This is a genomic window from Kitasatospora sp. NPDC008115 (assembly GCF_042957205.1).
Taxonomy (GTDB): Bacteria; Actinomycetota; Actinomycetes; order Streptomycetales; family Streptomycetaceae; genus Kitasatospora.
On sequence record NZ_JBIBHU010000003.1, the window covers coordinates 245,485 to 262,975 of the forward strand.

At 74.6% G+C, this 17,491-nt stretch carries 13 protein-coding genes and 1 tRNA gene; 6 read left to right on the forward strand and 8 right to left on the reverse strand.

The window, feature by feature from the left end:
• Window positions 1–21: 21 nt before the first annotated feature.
• Entirely contained in the window at window positions 22–1,386 is a 1,365-nt protein-coding gene (locus ACFZBX_RS05510; protein ID WP_391531655.1) for a peptidoglycan-binding protein, read from the forward strand.
• 40 nt (window positions 1,387–1,426) lie between these two features.
• Here ACFZBX_RS05510 and ACFZBX_RS05515 read toward each other — a convergent pair whose 3' ends face one another.
• The 5 genes from ACFZBX_RS05515 to ACFZBX_RS05535 all read right to left on the reverse strand — a co-directional run bounded on the left by ACFZBX_RS05515 (window position 1,427) and on the right by ACFZBX_RS05535 (window position 7,622).
• Window positions 1,427–2,191 carry a TrmH family RNA methyltransferase gene (locus tag ACFZBX_RS05515; protein WP_391531656.1) on the reverse strand — a complete coding sequence of 255 codons (765 nt, stop codon included), beginning with the start codon at window positions 2,189–2,191 and terminating at the stop codon, window positions 1,427–1,429.
• Window positions 2,192–2,225: 34 nt separating this feature from the next.
• Complete coding sequence (locus ACFZBX_RS05520; protein WP_391531657.1) at window positions 2,226–4,373, reverse strand: FUSC family protein; 2,148 nt, start codon at window positions 4,371–4,373, stop codon at window positions 2,226–2,228.
• Window positions 4,374–4,383: 10 nt separating this feature from the next.
• A complete protein-coding gene (locus ACFZBX_RS05525) occupies window positions 4,384–5,604 on the reverse strand; it encodes an HTTM domain-containing protein (RefSeq protein WP_391531658.1) in 1,221 nt (406 codons plus the stop codon).
• Window positions 5,601–6,335, reverse strand: a complete 735-nt coding sequence (locus ACFZBX_RS05530; protein WP_391531659.1) for a DUF5819 family protein — start codon at window positions 6,333–6,335, stop codon at window positions 5,601–5,603. Before ACFZBX_RS05530 ends, ACFZBX_RS05525 begins: the two co-directional genes overlap by 4 nt.
• Before the next feature lie 117 nt (window positions 6,336–6,452).
• On the reverse strand, window positions 6,453–7,622 hold the full coding sequence (locus tag ACFZBX_RS05535; protein ID WP_391531660.1) for a rhodanese-like domain-containing protein: 1,170 nt from the start codon (window positions 7,620–7,622) through the stop codon (window positions 6,453–6,455).
• A gap of 243 nt (window positions 7,623–7,865) precedes the next feature.
• Here ACFZBX_RS05535 and ACFZBX_RS05540 point away from each other — a divergent pair, with 243 nt between their 5' ends.
• On the forward strand, window positions 7,866–10,562 hold the full coding sequence (locus ACFZBX_RS05540) for a SpoIIE family protein phosphatase (protein ID WP_391531661.1): 2,697 nt from the start codon (window positions 7,866–7,868) through the stop codon (window positions 10,560–10,562).
• A 1-nt stretch (window position 10,563) separates the two neighbouring features.
• Here the strand turns inward: ACFZBX_RS05540 and ACFZBX_RS05545 are convergent, their stop codons facing one another.
• The gene (locus tag ACFZBX_RS05545; RefSeq protein ID WP_391531662.1) at window positions 10,564–11,331 is read right to left on the reverse strand and encodes a hypothetical protein; all 768 of its coding nucleotides are present in this window, start codon (window positions 11,329–11,331) and stop codon (window positions 10,564–10,566) included.
• A gap of 218 nt (window positions 11,332–11,549) precedes the next feature.
• Window positions 11,550–13,319, reverse strand: coding sequence for a phosphatidylglycerol lysyltransferase domain-containing protein (locus tag ACFZBX_RS05550; RefSeq protein ID WP_391531779.1), 1,770 nt, complete (start codon window positions 13,317–13,319; stop codon window positions 11,550–11,552).
• A gap of 363 nt (window positions 13,320–13,682) precedes the next feature.
• On the opposite strand from ACFZBX_RS05550, the gene ACFZBX_RS05555 reads away from it, so the two are divergent.
• Window positions 13,683–14,333, forward strand: a complete 651-nt coding sequence (locus tag ACFZBX_RS05555) for a response regulator (protein ID WP_391531780.1) — start codon at window positions 13,683–13,685, stop codon at window positions 14,331–14,333.
• Window positions 14,330–15,472, forward strand: coding sequence for a sensor histidine kinase (locus ACFZBX_RS05560; RefSeq protein ID WP_391531663.1), 1,143 nt, complete (start codon window positions 14,330–14,332; stop codon window positions 15,470–15,472). The genes ACFZBX_RS05555 and ACFZBX_RS05560 overlap by 4 nt, the downstream gene beginning before the upstream one ends.
• 92 nt (window positions 15,473–15,564) lie before the next feature.
• Here ACFZBX_RS05560 and ACFZBX_RS05565 read toward each other — a convergent pair.
• Window positions 15,565–15,648: transfer RNA gene (locus tag ACFZBX_RS05565), tRNA-Leu, on the reverse strand.
• Window positions 15,649–16,066: 418 nt separating this feature from the next.
• Here ACFZBX_RS05565 and ACFZBX_RS05570 point away from each other — a divergent pair.
• Window positions 16,067–16,936: an FhaA domain-containing protein gene (locus ACFZBX_RS05570; protein ID WP_391531664.1), complete on the forward strand. Its 870-nt coding sequence runs from the start codon at window positions 16,067–16,069 to the stop codon at window positions 16,934–16,936.
• A 13-nt stretch (window positions 16,937–16,949) separates the two neighbouring features.
• The gene (locus tag ACFZBX_RS05575; protein WP_391531665.1) at window positions 16,950–17,486 is read left to right on the forward strand and encodes an FHA domain-containing protein; all 537 of its coding nucleotides are present in this window, start codon (window positions 16,950–16,952) and stop codon (window positions 17,484–17,486) included.
• Window positions 17,487–17,491: the final 5 nt, after the last annotated feature.

The following is a 17,491-nucleotide window of genomic DNA, read 5'->3' on the forward strand; positions in this document are numbered from 1 at the left end:
AGGAGAGACAAGAGGCGGAGAATGACCCGAACCGAGCAGCTGACCCCCCTGTTGGAATTCGACGAGGTGGAGCCGGACGAGGACTGCATATGCGGGGGCTGCTGCGCCCGCCGCCGGGCCCGGATGCGTGCCGCTCCGGTGCACGAGGGCGGTCACGCGGCAGCCCGCAGCGTCCGCCGCCGGGCCGCCGTGCTGATGGCCGCCGTCGGCACCGCCCTCGGCGGCGGCGCGGCCGGTGCGGCCACCGCGGCCGCGGCCCCCGCCCCGACCCCCGGCGGCTCGAACAGCCCCCGCAGCGAAACCCCGCAGGGCGAGGTCAGCGGCCTCTTCGGCGACTCCCCGAACGCCCGCTCCTTCGCCGCCCCGCGCGCCGCGGCAGCCCCGGTCACCCGGGCCCAGATCATCGAACGGGCCCAGCGCTGGGTCGACCAGAAGGTCCCGTACAGCATGAGCCGCTACTGGTCGGACGGCTACCGCCAGGACTGCTCCGGCTTCGTCTCGATGGCCTGGGGGCTGGGCAGCAGCCAGACCACCTGGACCCTGCCGAACTTCGCCGACCGGATCACCAAGGCCGAGCTCCAGCCCGGTGACATCCTGGTCTACAACAACCCCGCCAGCCCGCAGTCCGGTTCGCACGTGACGATCTTCGGCGGCTGGGCCGACTCCTCCCGCACCCGCTACGTGGCCTACGAACAGACCTCACCGACCACCGTCAAGCGCTCCACCCCGTACGCGTACTGGAACAACTCGGCCTCCTACGTCCCCTACCGCTACAAGGGGCTCTCCGCCGGCGGGGGCGGCAACCAGGGCGGCTCCTCGTCGACGGCCTTCCCGGGCGCCGACAAGTTCGGTCCCGGCGCCAACAACGGCCACGTCACCACGCTCGGTCAGATGCTGACCCAGCGCGGCGGCGGCCGGTTCTACAGCGAGGGGCCGGGCCCGCGCTGGGGCGAGGCCGACCGGCGGGCCACCGAGGCCTTCCAGCTCGCCCAGGGCTGGCGCGGCGCCGAGGCGGACGGCATCCCGGGCAAGGCGACCTGGGACTACCTGGTCAACGGCAAGGGCCGCAACATCGACGGCGGCACCCCGCTGCCGCCCCCGCCGGTGAACCCGCCCGTGACGCCTCCGGTGAACCCGGGTACCGGCGTGCCGGCCTTCCCGGGCGCCGACAGGTTCGGCCCGGGCGCCAACAACGACTGGGTGCGCCAGCTCGGCGAGCAGCTGGTCCGCAAGGGCTACGGCCGCTACTACACCCAGGGCCCCGGCCCGCGCTGGACCGACTCCGACCGGCGCAATGTGCAGGCCTTCCAGGAGGCCCAGGGCTGGCGCGGCGCCGAGGCGGACGGCTACCCCGGCCCGGACACCTGGAAGCGGCTGTTCTCCTGACGGACCGCCACCACCGCTCCCGGCCCGCCCGGCCGCCGGCTCAGACCGGCGCGCCGGGCGGGCGTCCGGACATCCAGTGGAACAGCCCCATCGCCACGCTGGTCGCCAGGTTGAAGCTGGAGACCCCGGGCCGCATCGGCACCGCGACCAGGGCGTCGGCCCGCGCCTTCAGCTCCGGCGTCACCCCGTGCCGCTCGGTGCCGAAGGCGAGCACCGCGTCGTCCGGGAAGGCCGTCGTCCGGATGTCCGCGCCCTCCGGGTCCAGCACGTAGAGCGGGCCGGCCGGCAGCTCCGCAAGGGTCAGCCGCTCGACGGCGGTCGCGAAGTGCAGGCCCGCGCTGCCGCGCAGCACCGCCGGGTGCCAGGGGTCCAGCTCGCCGGTGGTGACCACACCCGCCGCGCCGAAGCCGGCCGCCAGCCTGATCACCGCGCCGACGTTGCCCAGGTTGCGCGGGTTCTCCAGCAGCACGACGGGGGCCGGCCGGGGCCGCACGGCAAGCGCGGCGCGGTTCGCCGCCGCGGTCGGCCGCACCGCCAGCGCGATCACCCCGGTCGGGTGCAGCCGGGGCGCCAGCGCGCGCAGCGCGGCCTCCGGCAGTTCGACGGCCAGCGCGTCCAGCGCCGGCGCCACGTCCGGGGCCAGTTCGGCGGCGAGCGCCAGCAGCGCGGCCCGGTCGGCGGTCAGCACCTGCCGGACGGCGCCGCCGAACCGCAGCGCGTGCTTCAGCGGGTGGAACCCGTCCAGCAGCACCGTCCCCGGCTCCTCGGCGCCGGCCCGCCAGACCCGCAGCAGTTCCTCGTTCATCCCGCTCACTCTGCCATCCCCGCCGGGGCGGGCCTCAACGCCCCGTGGGCTCCGGCTCGCGCCGCTCGGCGGCGGACGCCGTACCGCCGCCGCGCAGTGCCCGTTCGAGGTCCTTGAGCGCCTGGAGCAGCAGCCGGGTGCCGGAGCGCACGACGTCCCCCTGCACCCCGGCGGGCTCCTCGGCGAGCCGCCGCTCCAACTGCTCCTGGGCCTCCCGGACGGCGCCGAACTCCACCGGTCGCCCGGTCAGCAGCGCGCCCGCCGCCAGCGCCGTGGCCAGCCGCAGCTCCTCGGCGAACTCGGCCGCCCCCGGCACCGGCTCGGCGTCCACGCCCGGCAGGTGGGCCTCCAGCAGCACGGCGACCCGCCCGAGGTGGCCGACCGCGGCGCGGGCCCGGTCCAGCTGGCGCCGGCTCACCCCGGGCAGCCCGGAGGCGTGCCGGCCGGGCTCGGCGTCGGCCCGCTGCATCGCCTGGAGCAGCTCCGAGCGCGCCTCCCTGGAGTCCAGCAGCGCCGAGCGCACCTCCCGTCCGCGCGGCGCGGCGGGCCGCTCGTAGACGGCGATCACCTCGGCCGCGTACCGCCCGGCGGCGGCCAGCCACTCGGCCAGCCGCTCGCCGAGCCGGGCGGTCTGCCAGGTCGGGAAGAGCGCGTAGACGAGCAGCGCGACCGAGCCGCCGAGCAGTGTGAGGCCGACCCGTTCCACCGCCGTGACCAGCGGGTTGCCCTCCTGGAGCCCGAGCAGGAAGACCACATAGGAGGAGATGCAGGCGGTGATCACCGCGTAGCCGGTGCGGAAGGTCAGATAGGCGCCGGCGATCGAGACCACCGCGAGCACCGCCAGCACCCACTCGCCGGGCCGGGCCAGCTGCACCACCAGGGTGGAGACGGCCACCCCGACGACCGTCCCGGCCAGCCGGGCCACCCCCCGGCTGTAGGTCTGCGCGAAGTCCGGCCGCATCACCATCGCGGCCGTCATCGGCGCCCAGTAGCCGTGCTCGAAGCCGGCCAGCCGGGCCAGCAGATAGGCGGCGGTGACCACCTCGGTCATCCGCACGGCGTGCTGGAACACCGCCGAGTGCGGGTGGAACTGCCGCCGCACCGCGCGCAGCGCCGTCGGCAGCATCCGCACCAGCGGCGGTTTGCGCAGCGCCCCGCCGGGCTGGACGACGGGGGTGTCGATGGTGTCCTCGGAGGCGCGGTCGAGCGCGTCGGCGGCCTTGCGGAGCAGCCCGGCCAGTCGGCGCGCGGCCCGGCGGGCGGCCCCGCGCAGCTCCGGGCCCTCGGTCCGGGCGACCAGGGTGAGCGCCGGCGCCGAGCGGGGCAGCTGGAGCGGGTCGCCGGTGCGGATCGCCCGGGCCAGCGCGTCCATCGCCTCGGCGGAGGCGGCCAGCACCTCCCGGGCCCGGTCGCGCTCCGGGCCCTCCGCGGGGGCGCCCACCTTGGGGTCGGCGATCGCCGCCAGGGTGGGCCGGATCCGCTCGGCGAGGCCGCGCAGTCCGCGCAGTTCGGGCGGTCTGCGCCGGTCCTGCCAGGGTGTCAGCGCGGCGGCGTGACGGGCCTCGATGAACGGCTCCGGGTCGACGTGCGCGGTCGGGTCCTGGCGCAGCCGGCGCGCGTAGTCGGCGAGTTCGGCGTAGGTGTCGGCGAGCGCCTCGCGCTGGGCGGTCCAGCTGCCGATCGGCCAGAGGGTGATGACCACCGCCTGGACGACGCCGCCGAGCGCGCAGACCAGCCCGTGGCCGAGCGCGGTGAGCGGACTGACCGGCAGTTGGACGACGATCAGCATCACCGAGAGGGTGTTGGCGGCGACCACCCCGGCGGTCGGCCCTATCGCCCAGGCGAGCCCGGCGCCGAAGGCCCAGACCGCCAGCAGCACCGGGAACGCCCCGGTCACCCCGGCCGCCAGGTAGCCGAGGAAGGTGCTGACGCCGAGTCCGACCCCGGCGGCGACGGCGAGCGTGGCGCGCGGCCGGAAGCTGCGCTGGAAGGTCGCGGTCCCGGCGATGAAGGCGCCCATCGCGGCCGAGGTGGCGAGCCGGGCGTCGGCGAGCGCGAGGGTCGGGAAGAGCACCAGGGCGACGGCGACCGCGCCGCGCAGCGCCCGCTTGGGGTCGGTGAGCGTCCGGTCGATGGTCAGTCCGGTCCGCGCGGTGTCTCGAAGCGCAGCGAACCAGGACATACCGGTCAGCTTAGTGGCGGCTCCCCGGCCGGATCCGCGCGACCCGCTCCCCGGCCCACACCAGCGCCGCGGTCGGCAGGAACACCGCGTCCGCCGCGATCATCGCCATCGAGAACACCGGCAGTCCGAGCAGCACCGCGATCCCCGCGTGCTCGGCCATCATCACCACCAGCAGCACGTTCTTGAGCCGCCGGTTCACCAGCGTGAACGGGAAGGCCACCTGGAGCAGCACCGTCCCGTAGGTGATCAGGAAGACTGGCAGCAGCGCCCCGCCGACCAGCCCGGACAGGGCCGGCCAGGGCGTGAAGTAGTCCAGGTTCAGCGGGTAGTACAGCGCGGTGCCGTCCTGCCAGCGCGAACCCTGCACCTTGTACCAGCCGGCCGTGGCGTAGATCAGCACCACCTCGACGGCGATCACCAGCATCGCGCAGTTGTGCAGCATGGTCGCCAGCGCGTCCAGCACCGCCCGGGTCTCGCCCAGCGGCGCGAGCCGGTCCACCAGCCACCAGAGCCCGGCCACCGCCCACAGCGTCCAGAAGAACGGCCCCCAGCCGACGTACGGGAACGCCGGGACCGCCCAGGCCAGGCTGGTCCCGGAGAAGCCGCCCAGCTGACAGACCAGCAGCACCGCCCCGAGCACCGCCCACAGCAGCGCCCCGGCCGCCCCGCCCCGCCCGGCCCCGGTACGCCGGGCGTCCAGCGACCACACCTCGGCGCACCGGGTGAAGACCAGGTAGACCGCCATCAGGTGGACGATGTTGTCACCGCCGTCGCCGAGGAAGACGTTGCGGTTCTGCAGCGACAGCACGGTGACCAGGAACAGCACCGTGGCCGCCCTGGTCCGCCAGCCGAGCAGCACCGCCAGCGCCGCCAGCACCGCCAGGTGGTAGACCAGTTCGAACCAGGGCCGCCCGCCGAACCACGGCAGCACCGTCAGTGCCCCGTTGTCGGCCAGCAGTTGCTCCGCCAGGTCCATCGACCAGGGCGAGGTGTCGCCGTACAGCAGCCGCCGGTTCGGCCACTCGCGCAGCAGGTACGCCAGCCAGACCAGCCCGAAGCCGATCCGCACCGCCGCCGCCTGGTACCGCCCGAGCACCCGGCCGGCGAACACCTCGAAGGCCCGGGCGGCGAGCCCGGCCGGACCCGGCCGGCGCGGACCGTCCGGGGCACCGTCGGCGGCCGGCGGCGGCCCGGCCGGACGGGGCGCCTCGTCGAGGGCGGTGCCGCTCACCACAGCCCCCGCAGGTCCTCGTCGCCCACCGGCCACCAGGGCAGCTCGCGCACCCTCGGCGCGGGCGGCGCCGTCTCCCCGCTCCACTCCGGCGGGGCGACGGTCGTCGTGGTCACCCGCAGTTCGACCGCCACCACCGGCCGGCCGGCCACGCTGCGGCCGATCCGCTGCACCGCGATCCGCTTCAGGTACTCCTCGGCGAGCAACCCGCGCGGGGTGGTCCGCGACTCGTCCTGGGCGTTGTGCGAGCCGTCGTAGAAGTCCCAGGCCCGGCGCAGCAGGTTCTGGTCGGCGTGGCCGGGCGCCGGGTTGCCCCGGATCGCCGCGACGTCCTGCGCGGTCAGCCCCACCCAGTCGTGGACCACGGCGTCGCCGTCCACCGACGCCGTGCGCACCCGGGCGTCCACCGCGACGTTCTGCTGCAGCGGATTGGGCGCGAACAGCTTCCAGTTCTGCTCGAACTCCGGGTAGATCAGGCCGTCCAGCTGCTCCCGGTACTCCCGGGAGAGCGAATTGGCGGGCGCCACGTGCAGGAAGACCGCGCCGAGGAACAGCCCGGTGGCCGTCACCAGCAGGACCGCGGCCGTGCCCAGGAGCACCCGGCCGGGCGCCGACCGGACCCGGCGGAGGACGGGCGGCGGGTCCTTGCTCTCGGCGAGCTCACCGTCCTCCTCGGGATCGGCGGACTCAGCGTGCTCGGCGTGCTCGGCGGCCTCGGCGCTCTCGGCCATGGACTCCCCCGGGGACGGGCTGGACCGGCACCGCGCCGGCCCGGTCGCGCGCCCATCCTGCCCTACTCCCGGCGTCCTGCGGAGCCCCCGGTCCGCCCGGTCCGCCCCGCCCTCCCGCTACAGGACGAAGGCGTCCTGCCCGGTGCCGCTCACCATCGGACGGCCCGCGCCCTCCCAGGCGTACATCCCGCCGTCGACGTTCACCGCGTCCCGGCCGTTCTGCACCAGGTACTGGACGACCTGCGCGGAGCGCCCGCCGACCCGGCAGAGCACGAACAGCCGCTCGTCCGGCAGCTCGGCGATCCGCGCGACCACCTCGCCGATCGGGATGTGCAGCGCACCCTCCACGTGCCCGGCGTCCCACTCGTCCTGCTCCCGGACGTCCAGCAGGGCGGCGTCCGCGGGCACGGCGGCGGCGTCGATGGCGGGGATCTGCGCGAACATCGTCTGGTTCTCCTGGGCGTCGGGATCGGCCCCGCCATTGTCCCCCACCGGCCCGCCGAGCAGGTTCTCCAGCTCGGCCTGCCGGGCGGCGGCCCTGGCCAGCAGCTGTTCGGCCAGCTCGGTCAGCAGCCCGTCCGGGTCCTGCGGAGCCAGCGCCAGCAGCTCGCCCATCGCGCTGCGCTCCAGCCGGACCTGCTCGGCGGCGAGCTCGCCGATCCGGCCGGTCAGCCACTCCAGCCGGCGGCGCAGCCAGCCGAGCCGGTCGGGGGAGCCGACGGCGGGCGCCGCCTCGGGCGCGGTGGACCACTCGTCGGCCAGCGCCTCCAGCGCGCCGGTGTCGCCGTACGCGTAGGCCTCGTTGACCCGGGCCAGGAACGCCGCCCGGCGGCCCTGCTCCTGCGGGTCGGTGGACAGGTCCGGGTGGGCGCGGCGGACCAGCTCGCGGTAGATCCGCTGGGCGTCCCGGCCGGGCCGCACCCGGGCGGGCGCGGCGGGCGGCGGCGGGGCATCCTCTTGGGCGCCCCGCTCCCGGACGCTGTCGAACAGCGCGTCCAGGTCCGGCAGGTCCTCGACCCGCTGCCGGGCCTCCCGGGCCCGCCGCAGGTCCTCCGGGTCCCCGGTGCGGGCGGCCACCGCCTCGGCGAGCAGCGCGTCCAGCTCGTCCAGCCGGGCGTACAGCGGTCCGAGCAGCTGGTGGTGGATCAGCGCGAAGTTGTCGATCTCGACCCGCAGCGTCCGCACGTCGACGTCCATCGTGAGCCAGGCGAGTTCGGCGGCCTCGACCCGCTCCTCCAGCTCCTGCTGCTCCGGGTCCGTCCAGCGGGCCGGGATCTGCGCGGTCACCTCTCGCCTCCTCCTGCGTGCCGTCCTGCGACCCTACCGTCCACGAGCCCGCCGCCGATCCGGGGCGGGCGGGGAGTGCGGAGCGGCGCACGGCACGTGACACGCAACCGATACCGAGGAATCTCCCCGTTTCGCTACCGACTCCCGGCCCGTCCGTGCTTCGCTGGTATCCGCACAGCATGCCTTCCTCCGGAGAAACGGCCGTCTCCCGACATGGCGGCCAGGCGGGAGCAGACCCAATCCATGGTGGACGATCCCAACTCCACACCGCGTCCGGCGGGCACCGACCCGGCGCCCGGCACCGCACCGGGTGACCAGCCGTCAGGCGTGGTCGCCCTGGTCCGGCTCGCCCTCGTGCTGGTCGACCACGACGGGCGGATCGCCCAGTGGAGCCGGGCCGCCGAGGAACTGTTCGGACACCGCGCGGACGCCGTCCACGACCGCCCCGCGGCCGGCCTGCTGCCCGCCGCGGAGTCACGCGGCGGGACCGGCCCGGCCGCCCCGGCCGCCGGACGCCGCCGGGACGCCTTCACCGCCCTTGCCGGACTCACCGCCGACGCCGCCTGGGCGGGCCGGCTGCCCGTGGTCGACCGCGAGGAGCACCCGCGGGACGTGTTCTGGTGGGCCTACCCGGTGGACGGCCCGGCCGGCGGACTGCTCGCCCTGGCCGCCGACGCCCGCCCGCTGCGCTCGTCCGGCCCCCGGCTGGCCGTCGGCGAGCGGCTGCTGCCGTTCGCCCCCGCTCCCGGCGCGCTGGGCGGCTTCCACCGGCTCTGCGCCGCGCTGACCACCGCCGGCCCGCCGGTCCCCCCGCCGCTGGCCGCCCTGCTGCCCGGCTCCCCCGAACGCCGCGGACCGCTGCTCGGCGCACTGGCCCGGGCCGGGCTGCCCGCCCTGCGGCTGGACCCGGCCACCGTGCTGCCGGTGCGGCCCGCCGACCCGGCGGCCGGCACCGCGCACGCCGCGGCCGGGATCGGCCGCCGCTACCCGACCGCGCAGCAGCGCACCGCCCGGCTCGGCCCGCCGCCGCAGCCCGAACAGTCCGCCCCCGGCCGCCGCCCGGCCGGACCGCTGCCCGCCCAGCGCGAGGCCGCGGCCGCGCAGGCCACCACCCCGGCCGCCGCCGGTCTCGGCGCGCCGGCCACCGGCCCGGCCGTCCCGGCCCCGCCGAGAGGAGGCACCACCATCGAGCAGACCACCGTCGGACCGCCCGCCGTCGCCGCCACCGTGCCGCCGCCCGCCCCCGCGCCGTCGTCCGGCCGGTTCGGCCCGTTCCTCACCAACGGCCACGCCGGCGAGCAGCTCGCCCTGCTGAACGAGGTCGGCGGCAAGGTCGGCACCACCCTGGACCTCGGCTTCACCGCCCACGAGCTGTGCCGGGTGCTGGTCCCCCGGGTCGCCGACTTCGCCTGCGTCGACCTCGTCGACGGCCTGATCTCCGACTCCGAGCTGCCCGAGGCCCGCCCGGACGACGACACGATGCTCCGCCGGGTCGCGCTCGCCTGCAACGAGTCCACCGGCCAGTGGGACCACGTGCTCGCCGAGGGCTCCCTGGTCGCCATGCCCCGCCGCACCCCGCCCGGCATGGCCCTCCAGCTCAACCAGCCGGTGCTGGTCCCGGTGATCACCCGGGACGTCGCCGTCGACTACGCGGCCGCGCTCGGCGGCCCGGAACTCGTCCCGGTGGTCTCCGACCGCTCGATGCTGGTGGTGCCGCTCTCCGCCCGCGGCACCGTGCTCGGCACCCTCAAACTGCTCCGGCTCCCCGACCGCGGCCCCTTCGACGAGGGCGACGCCGCCACCCTCAAGGAACTGGCCGCCCGGGCCGCGCTCTCGCTCGACAACGCCCGGCTGCACCGGGCCGAGTCCAGGGTCGCCACCACCCTCCAGCGGTCGATGATCCCGACCCGCCCGCCGCAGATCCCCGGCGTCCAGATCGCCCACCGCTACCTGCCCGGCGACTCCCGGGCCGAGGTCGGCGGCGACTGGTTCGACGCGATCCAGCTGCCCGGCAGCCGGGTCGCCCTGGTGGTCGGCGACGTCATGGGCCACGGCCTGCACTCGGCCGCCGCGATGGGCCGCTTCCGCACCGCGATGCAGACCCTGGCCGCCCTCGACCTGCCGGCCGGCCAGCTGCTGCGCCACCTGGACAACCTGGCCCACAAGCTCGGCGACGACCACCTCGCCACCTGCCTGTACGCGGTCTACGACCCGATCAACCGGACCTGCGAGCTGGCCAGCGCCGGCCACGTCCCGCCGGTCCTGGTCCACCCCGACGGCACCGGCGAACTGCTGGAGATCCCGGCCGGCGCCCCGATCGGGGTGGGCGGGGTCCCGTTCGTCGCCAAGACCATCGACGTCTCGGACGGCTCGATGCTGGTGCTCTGCACCGACGGCCTGGTCGAGGTGCGGGGCGGCGACATAGGAGCCGGGCTGGCCGCGCTCTGCGGCAATCTGATCGACCCCACGCAGAGCCCCGAACAGGCCTGCGACGTGGTCCTGGAGCGACTGCACTCGGACGACCGCAAGGACGACGTCGCCCTGCTGGTGGCCCGCTTCGACGGAGTCGCGCCGAGCGAGGTCGCCACCTGGGACCTCACCGTCGACCAGCGCGAGGTCGGCCGGGCCCGCGCCCTGGTCCGCGAGCAGCTCGCCGCCTGGCACCTGGAGTCGCTGAGCGACACCGTCGTGCTGCTGGTCAGCGAACTGGTCACCAACGCCGTCCGGGTCGCCCGCGACCGGGTCCAGCTCCAGCTGATCCGGGTCGACAAGCTGCTGGTCGAGGTCAGCGACGACAACCACAACCTGCCGTCGCTGGAGCCCGCCGAACAACTCGGCGAAACCGGCCGCGGCCTCACCCTGGTCACCAAACTCGCCGACCACTGGGGCACCGCGCGCAAGGCCGTCGGCAAGGTCGTCTGGTTCGAACTGCCCCTCTGATCTACGGCACGGCGGCGGCGCCGGCCGGGGTGCGGAGGCGGGCGTCGGCGGCCGCCTCCAGGGAGGCGGTGGCCGCCCCCACCACGGCGGCCGCCCCGACCCCGGCCAGCACCCGCGGCCAGAAGTCCCCGAACACCTCCACCGAGACCGCGATCAGCAGCGCCGCGATCACCGCCACCACGTGCTCCATGCCCGCCAGGTTCGGCAGCACGATCGCCTCACCGACCATCAGCGCCACCACCAGCCCGGCGGTGAACCAGGCCCGGCACCGGAACGCGATGCAGATCGCCAGCGCCACCACCGCGGCCGACGGCCCGGTGTCCCGCACATGGGCGACCCACCCCGGGAACCCGAAGAGGTGGTCCGGCCCGATCGCCACGCCGACCCGGGCGAACAGCGTCCCGGCCAGGGTGCAGGTGTAGGCCACCACCAGGGTCAGCCGCCGGCCCAGCACGATCTCGGCGATCCCGAACACCACGAAGACCTGCGCCAGCGCCCCCCACACCGGCAGGTCCAGGGCCGGCACGTACAGCGACAGCGGCGTCCGCAGCAGCGAGACCTCCAGCGGCAGCGCCGCCTTCACCACCCCGATCTGGGTGACCAGGCGCTCCCCGCCCGGCAGGTGCTGGACGATGCTGAACAGCAGGATCAGACAGGTCGCCGCGGTGGCCAACGGGACGGCCGCGAACTTCCTGCGGACCACCCGCTCCCGGACCGTTCCGAACAGCGTTCCCCACTCGGCGACAGCGGCCTCGCGGGCAATAGCCACCGGCCCCTTTCGCACGCCCCCCTCGTGGGTCCTCCGCATCACAATCCGTTCTCCAAATCCCCGTGGTCGCAAGCGCCTTCCGACTACCCCCACATTAGAAGGCGCTTTACGGAACCACATCGGCATTTGTGCCGATCCCCGTCATCCTCAGGGGGGAGGAGCCACCCCGAAATCCCCCCATCCGGGCGACCGGCCCCCTCCGCCCCCCGGCGGAGGGTCTACCCCTTCCCGTCCCGTGCCGCCACCGGCACGCGGGGCGCCTCGACGGCGGGCGGCCCCTGGTGCCGGCGACGGAACAGCGCGGGCAGGCTCGGCGCGGTGATGAAGCCCTCGGCCCGGGCACTGGCGATACCGATCCGCGGAATCTCGCTGCTCTTCTCGAAGAGCAGATAACGCGGTTCCCAGATCGGCCGGTACTTGGCATTGGCCCGGTAGAGCGATTCGATCTGCCACCACCGCGAGAAGAAGCCGAGAACGGAACGCCAGAGCCGCAGCACCGGCCCGGCGCCGAGCTTCGAACCGCGCTCGAAAACGGACCGGAACATCGCGAAGTTCAACGAGACCCGGGCCAGATTCACCTCGCGGGCGCGCTGCAGGAGTTCGATCACCATGAACTCCATCAGTCCGTTCTCGGTGTCCCGGGCCCGGCGCATGAGGTCCAGCGAAAGCCCGTCCGCCCCCCACGGCACGAAGCTGAGCAACGCCTTCAGCTCCCCGTCCGCGTCGTGGCACTCCAGCATCACGCAGCGCCCGTCGCCGGGGTCGCCGAGCCGGCCGAGCGCCATCGAGAAGCCGCGCTCGGTCGCGCCGTCGCGCCACTGGTCGGCCTTGGCGACCAGGTCGGCCATCTCGCTCTCGGGGATCTCCTCGTGGCGGCGGATCCGCACCGTGTACCCGGCCCGCTTGACCCGGTTGTACGCCTGGCGCACCACCCGCATCGCCCGGCCGTCCAGCGAGAACTCGTCCAGCTCGACGATCGCCTCGTCGCCCAGCTCCAGCGCGTCCAGGCCGTGCCGGGCGTAGATCACGCCGGCCTCCTCGGAGGCGCCCATCACGGCCGGCGCCCAGGCGTGCTCACGGGCCTCGGCCAGCCAGGCGTCGATCGCGCCCGGCCAGGCCTCCGGGTCGCCGATCGGGTCGCCGGAGGCCAGCGAGACGCCGCCGACCACCCGGTAGGTGACCGCCGCCTTGCCGCTCGGCGAGAAGATCACCGCCTTGTCCCGGCGCAGCGCGAAGTAGCCGAGCGAGTCCCGCTCGCCCTGCTTGTCCAGCAGCACCCGCAGCCGCTGCTCGTCCTCGGCGGTGAGCAGCTCCTTGCCGCGCGGGCTGCGGAACGCCACGTAGAGGACGAGCAGGAAGAGCAGCCCGCCCATGGTGTTGATGACCGCGTTCACCCAGGTCGGCGCGTCGATCACGGAGCGCAGGTGCTCGGACGGGGTGACGGTGACCATCCGGCCGACCGAGTAGCGGAACATGTCCCAGAAGTCGGCGTCCGGCAGCCTGTTGGTCAGCATGACCAGCGCGGCGCCGACCACGCCGCCGAAGCCCAGGCCGGCCACGAAGGTGGCGGCGGCGGTCTTCGGGTTGGAGCGGTCGCCCTTGGAGGTGAACTCCTTCCGGCCGACCAGCAGCGCCACCACGAAACCGCAGGTCAGCACGGTGGAGACATAGTTCAGCGGGTGCCGGTCGAAGCCCTCGTCGGGCAGCGACATGGCGACCAGGTAGAGCAGCGCGAACAGCCCGGCCAGGGCGGCGTTGAAGATCCACGCGGCCCGCTTGCGGCGCCGCATGGCGATCGCCAGGAAGACCGAGAGCACCGCGCTGCTCAGGCCGGCGGTCATCAGGTAGGGGGTGAAGTACTCGCCCTCGTTGTGCGTCTCGACCTGGTCCCGGAACGGCACCAGCAGCACGGTGACGAGGTTGAGCAGGGCGATCAGCCGCAGGTACCAGACGGTCGCCACGGCGGCCCGCGGACGCCAGCGCGCCATGACGGCGCCGGGTCCGGAACCGGACCCGGTGGGGGAGGTGGACGGCTCCGGCTTCACAGTGGACGACACAGCTCAATTCCAAACGATCAGGTGGTGGGTCGCATCCGCAGACGACCCGGCTGGACGCCCACCTCGGCCGGCAGGCCGACTGAGCGGCAGCCAATTTCCATGGTTCCCCACCGACGATGAGAATTGCGTGAACCAGGTAGCGGATTCACACCCCCGCCGTTCGGCGGGGGTCGCCCGACCGGTACGGCACCGGCAAAGCCGCCGGTCAGGCCCTACTCTCGATTCCAGTCATGCGGACCGGCCCGGCCCGGCCGCCGAACCGAGGAGGGCCCCATCGCCACCACCCGCGTGCTGATCGTGGACGACGAGATCCTGGTCCGGTCCGGGCTCGGCCTCATCGTCGGCTCCGCCCCCGACCTGGAGGTGGTCGGCGACTGCTCCGGCGCGCAGACCGAGGAGCACGTCAAGCGGCTGCGTCCGCACGTGGTGCTGCTCGACATCCGGATGCCCGACATGGACGGCATCTCGGTGCTCCGCCGGCTCCGGGCGCTGCCCGACCCGCCGGCCGTGGCGATGCTCACCACCTTCGACACCGAGGAGCACATCGGCACCGCGCTGCGCGCCGGGGCCTCCGGCTTCCTGCTCAAGGACACCGCCCCGGAGCAGCTGGTGCACGCCGTCCGGGTGCTCGCGGCGGGCGGCAACATCCTCTCCCCGACGGTGACCCGCACTGTGATCGGCGGCTACGTGGACGGCGGCGGCCCGGACGCCGAGGCCGCCACCCTGGCCCGCACGCTGACCGGCCGGGAGCTGGACGTGCTGGCGCTGCTGGGCGAGGGCCTGTCCAACGCCGAGATCGCCGACCGGCTGTTCCTGGGCACCGGCACCGTGAAGGACCACATCAGCGCGATCCTCGGCAAGCTCGGTGCCGCCAACCGGGTCCAGGCGGCCGTGATCGCCCACCGGGCCGGGCTGGTGCGCCCGAAGCCGAGCGACGGGGTATGAGCGGCGACCCCGCTGCCGCCCGACGACCGCCGGCCGGGCTCACCGCGCCCTGGCTGATGCTCCTGCTGCCCGCCCTCTACTCCCTGGTGGACGCCGCCCTGGTGGCCCGGGGCGCCCCGCTGTGGCAGACCCTGCTTTCGGTACTGGCCGCCGTCGCCCTGCTGTGGCGGCGGCGCTTCCCGGTCACCGTGCTGCTGCTGACCATGCCCGGCAGCTACCTCGACGACATCTGGCTGGCCCCGATCACCGCCGTCTACACGGTGGCCGCCGAACGCCCCCGGCCCCGGGTGGTGGTGCCCTGCGCCACCCTGTTCGCCCTGGTCGAGTTCTTCCACTGGCCGGTCTCCGAGCAGACCTTCACGATCAGCCGGGACACCGCCCTGTACGCCATCCAGTCCGTGATGCTGGCGGCCGGCCCGGCCGCCACCGGTCTGCTCTCCCGGACCCGGCGGGAGCTGGCGTCCCGGCTGGACGAGCTGACCCGCGGCCAGGAGCGGGAGAGCCGGCTGCTCGCCGAGCGCGTGCTCAGCGAGGAGCGCGGCCGGCTCGCCCGGGAGATGCACGACGTGGTCTCGCACCAGGTCAGCCTGATCAGCATCCAGGCCGGCGCGCTCCAGGTGTCCACCCCCGACCCGGCGGCCGCCGGCGTCGCCAGGACCATCCGCGAACTGTCCGTGCGCACCCTGGAGGAGCTGCGCCAGATGGTCGGGGTGCTGCGGGCCGGAGGCCCGCGGACGGGCACCCCGCTGGCCCCGCAGCCCCGGCTGGCCGACCTGCCCCGGCTGATCGAGGAGAGCGGGCTGGCCGCGGACGCCGAGCTCCTCCCGGGCGACCGGCCCTGGCCGGAGGCGGTCGAGCGGGCCGCCTACCGCACCGTGCAGGAGGCGCTCACCAACATCACCAAGTACGCACCCGAGGCCGCGGTGCACGTCCGGGTGCGGGCCCGCGGGCGGCGGCTGCGGGTGGAGGTGCGCAACGAGGCGCCGCCGGTCCGCCCCGCGCAGATCCTGCCGGGCGGCGGCCACGGCCTGGTCGGCCTGCGCGAACGCGCCCAGCTGCTCGGCGGTTCGCTCACCGCCGGCCCGACCCCGGACGGCGGCTTCGAGGTCCGGGCCGACCTGCCGGCCCCTTCCTCCTGACCGCGCGGGCAATCCCCCGGGGTGCCGCCGTCCCGATGGGGAAAGGAGAACAAAAAAGCCCCGCAGATCCGAAGATCTGCGGGGCTTCGCTGTGCGCGAGGGGGGAGTTGAACCCCCACGCCCTTTCGGGCACTGGAACCTGAATCCAGCGCGTCTGCCTATTCCGCCACCCGCGCATGGGTGTTTTCACCGCTTGCCGGTCGATCAGCCGATCCGCTCGGTACCATGTGGTCTTCGCGGCTCTTCGATCGGGCCACCCGGTGGGCGCCCCTTCCGACGTGGAAAACATTAGCACGACCTGGGGGTCACCTCCGAATCCGTTCCCCGCGGCACCCGAGCGCATCCGAACGGATGCCCGACGGACAGGCGAGCGAGGGATGGCGGCCCCGACCGGCGGGTAGCCCTGGCACGGTGCCGCCCGGATGCGTCACCCTGTGTGTCCGAGCCCACCCCCGGGCACCACGTGGTCCGGGAACCGTACGGATGGCCCCGGCGTGGATACGATCAGTACGGAAGTACCGCAAGTAGGCACGACCGGCTCCTCCCGGACACCGGTCGGCAGGCAGGCGAACGAACCCTGGAAGGGGGTGCCCCATGGGAGTGCTGAAGAAGTTCGAGCAGCGACTTGAGGGTCTCGTCAACGGCACCTTCGCCAAGGTGTTCAAGTCCGAGGTCCAGCCCGTGGAGATCGCCGGAGCGCTGCAGCGCGAGTGCGACAACAACGCGAGCATCTGGAACCGCGACCGGACCGTCGTGCCCAATGACTTCATCGTCGAGCTCAGCTCGCACGACTACGAGCGGCTGAGCCCCTACTCCGGACAGCTGGGCAACGAGCTCGCCGGCATGGTCCGCGAGTACGCCGAGGCACAGCGCTACAGCTTCATGGGCCCGCTCCAGGTGAACCTGGAGAAGGCCGAGGACCTCGACACCGGCCTGTACCGGGTGCGCAGCCGCACCCTCGCCGCCGAGGAGCCGCAGCAGCAGGCCCCCGCGCACCCGACCCAGCCCGGCTACGGCCGCCCGCCGGCCGCCCAGGCCCCCGGCGCGCCGTGGCAGCAGCCCGGCGCCGCCCCGTACGGCGCGCCCCCGCCGCCGCCCGCCGCGCCCCCGGCCATGCCCCCCGGCCCGCCCGCTCCGGCCGGCGGCAACGTGCGCCCGTTCCCCGGTGCCGGCCACGGCACCGCGGTCCGCCGCTGGATCGAGGTCAACGGCGCCCGCCACCAGATCACCGGCAACGCCTGCGTGCTCGGCCGCTCCACCGAGGCGGACGTCCGCATCGACGACCCCGGGGTCTCGCGCAAGCACGCCGAGATCCGGCCCGGCACCCCCGCGATGGTGCTGGACCTCGGATCCACCAACGGCATCGTGGTGGACGGGCAGCACACCCAGCGCGCTACGCTCCGCGACGGCTCTCGAATCGTCGTGGGCTCCACCACCATCGTCTACCGACAGGTCGAAGGGTAGAGCGGGCGCGGTTATGTCAGAACTGACCCTCACGGTCATGCGGCTGGGTTTCCTGGCCGTGCTGTGGCTGTTCGTGATCGTCGCGGTCCAGGTGATCCGCAGCGACCTGTTCGGAACGCGGGTGAACCCGCGGGCCTCCCGCCGGGGCGGCGGTGCCGCCACGGCCGCACCCGCACCGGCGGCACCCGGGCGCGCCCCGCAGGGCCAGCCCGCCCCGGGCGGTCCGCCGACCCAGGGCGGCGGGCGGCGCCGCGGCGCCCCGACCCAGCTCGTCGTGGTGCAGGGCTCGCTGGCCGGCACCACCGTCGCGCTGCAGGGCCAGACCATCACGCTCGGCCGCGCCCATGACTCCACCATCGTGCTGGACGACGACTACGCGTCATCCCGGCATGCCAGGATCTATCCCGACCAGACTGGGCAGTGGACGGTGGAGGATCTAGGCTCCACCAACGGCACCTATCTGGACCGTCAGCGCCTGACCGCGCCGACCCCGCTCCAGCCGGGCATGCCGATCCGTATCGGCAGGACCGTCATCGAACTGCGGAAGTAGTAGCG

Coding starts and splice junctions, on each gene's coding strand:
- ACFZBX_RS05510 (WP_391531655.1), top strand. CDS start 22: ATGACCCGAACCGAGCAGCTGACCCCCCTGTTGGAATTCGACGAGGTG.
- ACFZBX_RS05515 (WP_391531656.1), bottom strand. CDS start 2,191: ATGAACGAGGAACTGCTGCGGGTCTGGCGGGCCGGCGCCGAGGAGCCG.
- ACFZBX_RS05520 (WP_391531657.1), bottom strand. CDS start 4,373: ATGTCCTGGTTCGCTGCGCTTCGAGACACCGCGCGGACCGGACTGACC.
- ACFZBX_RS05530 (WP_391531659.1), bottom strand. CDS start 6,335: ATGGCCGAGAGCGCCGAGGCCGCCGAGCACGCCGAGCACGCTGAGTCC.
- ACFZBX_RS05540 (WP_391531661.1), top strand. CDS start 7,866: ATGGTGGACGATCCCAACTCCACACCGCGTCCGGCGGGCACCGACCCG.
- ACFZBX_RS05550 (WP_391531779.1), bottom strand. CDS start 13,319: ATGGCGCGCTGGCGTCCGCGGGCCGCCGTGGCGACCGTCTGGTACCTG.
- ACFZBX_RS05560 (WP_391531663.1), top strand. CDS start 14,330: ATGAGCGGCGACCCCGCTGCCGCCCGACGACCGCCGGCCGGGCTCACC.
- ACFZBX_RS05570 (WP_391531664.1), top strand. CDS start 16,067: ATGGGAGTGCTGAAGAAGTTCGAGCAGCGACTTGAGGGTCTCGTCAAC.
- ACFZBX_RS05575 (WP_391531665.1), top strand. CDS start 16,950: ATGTCAGAACTGACCCTCACGGTCATGCGGCTGGGTTTCCTGGCCGTG.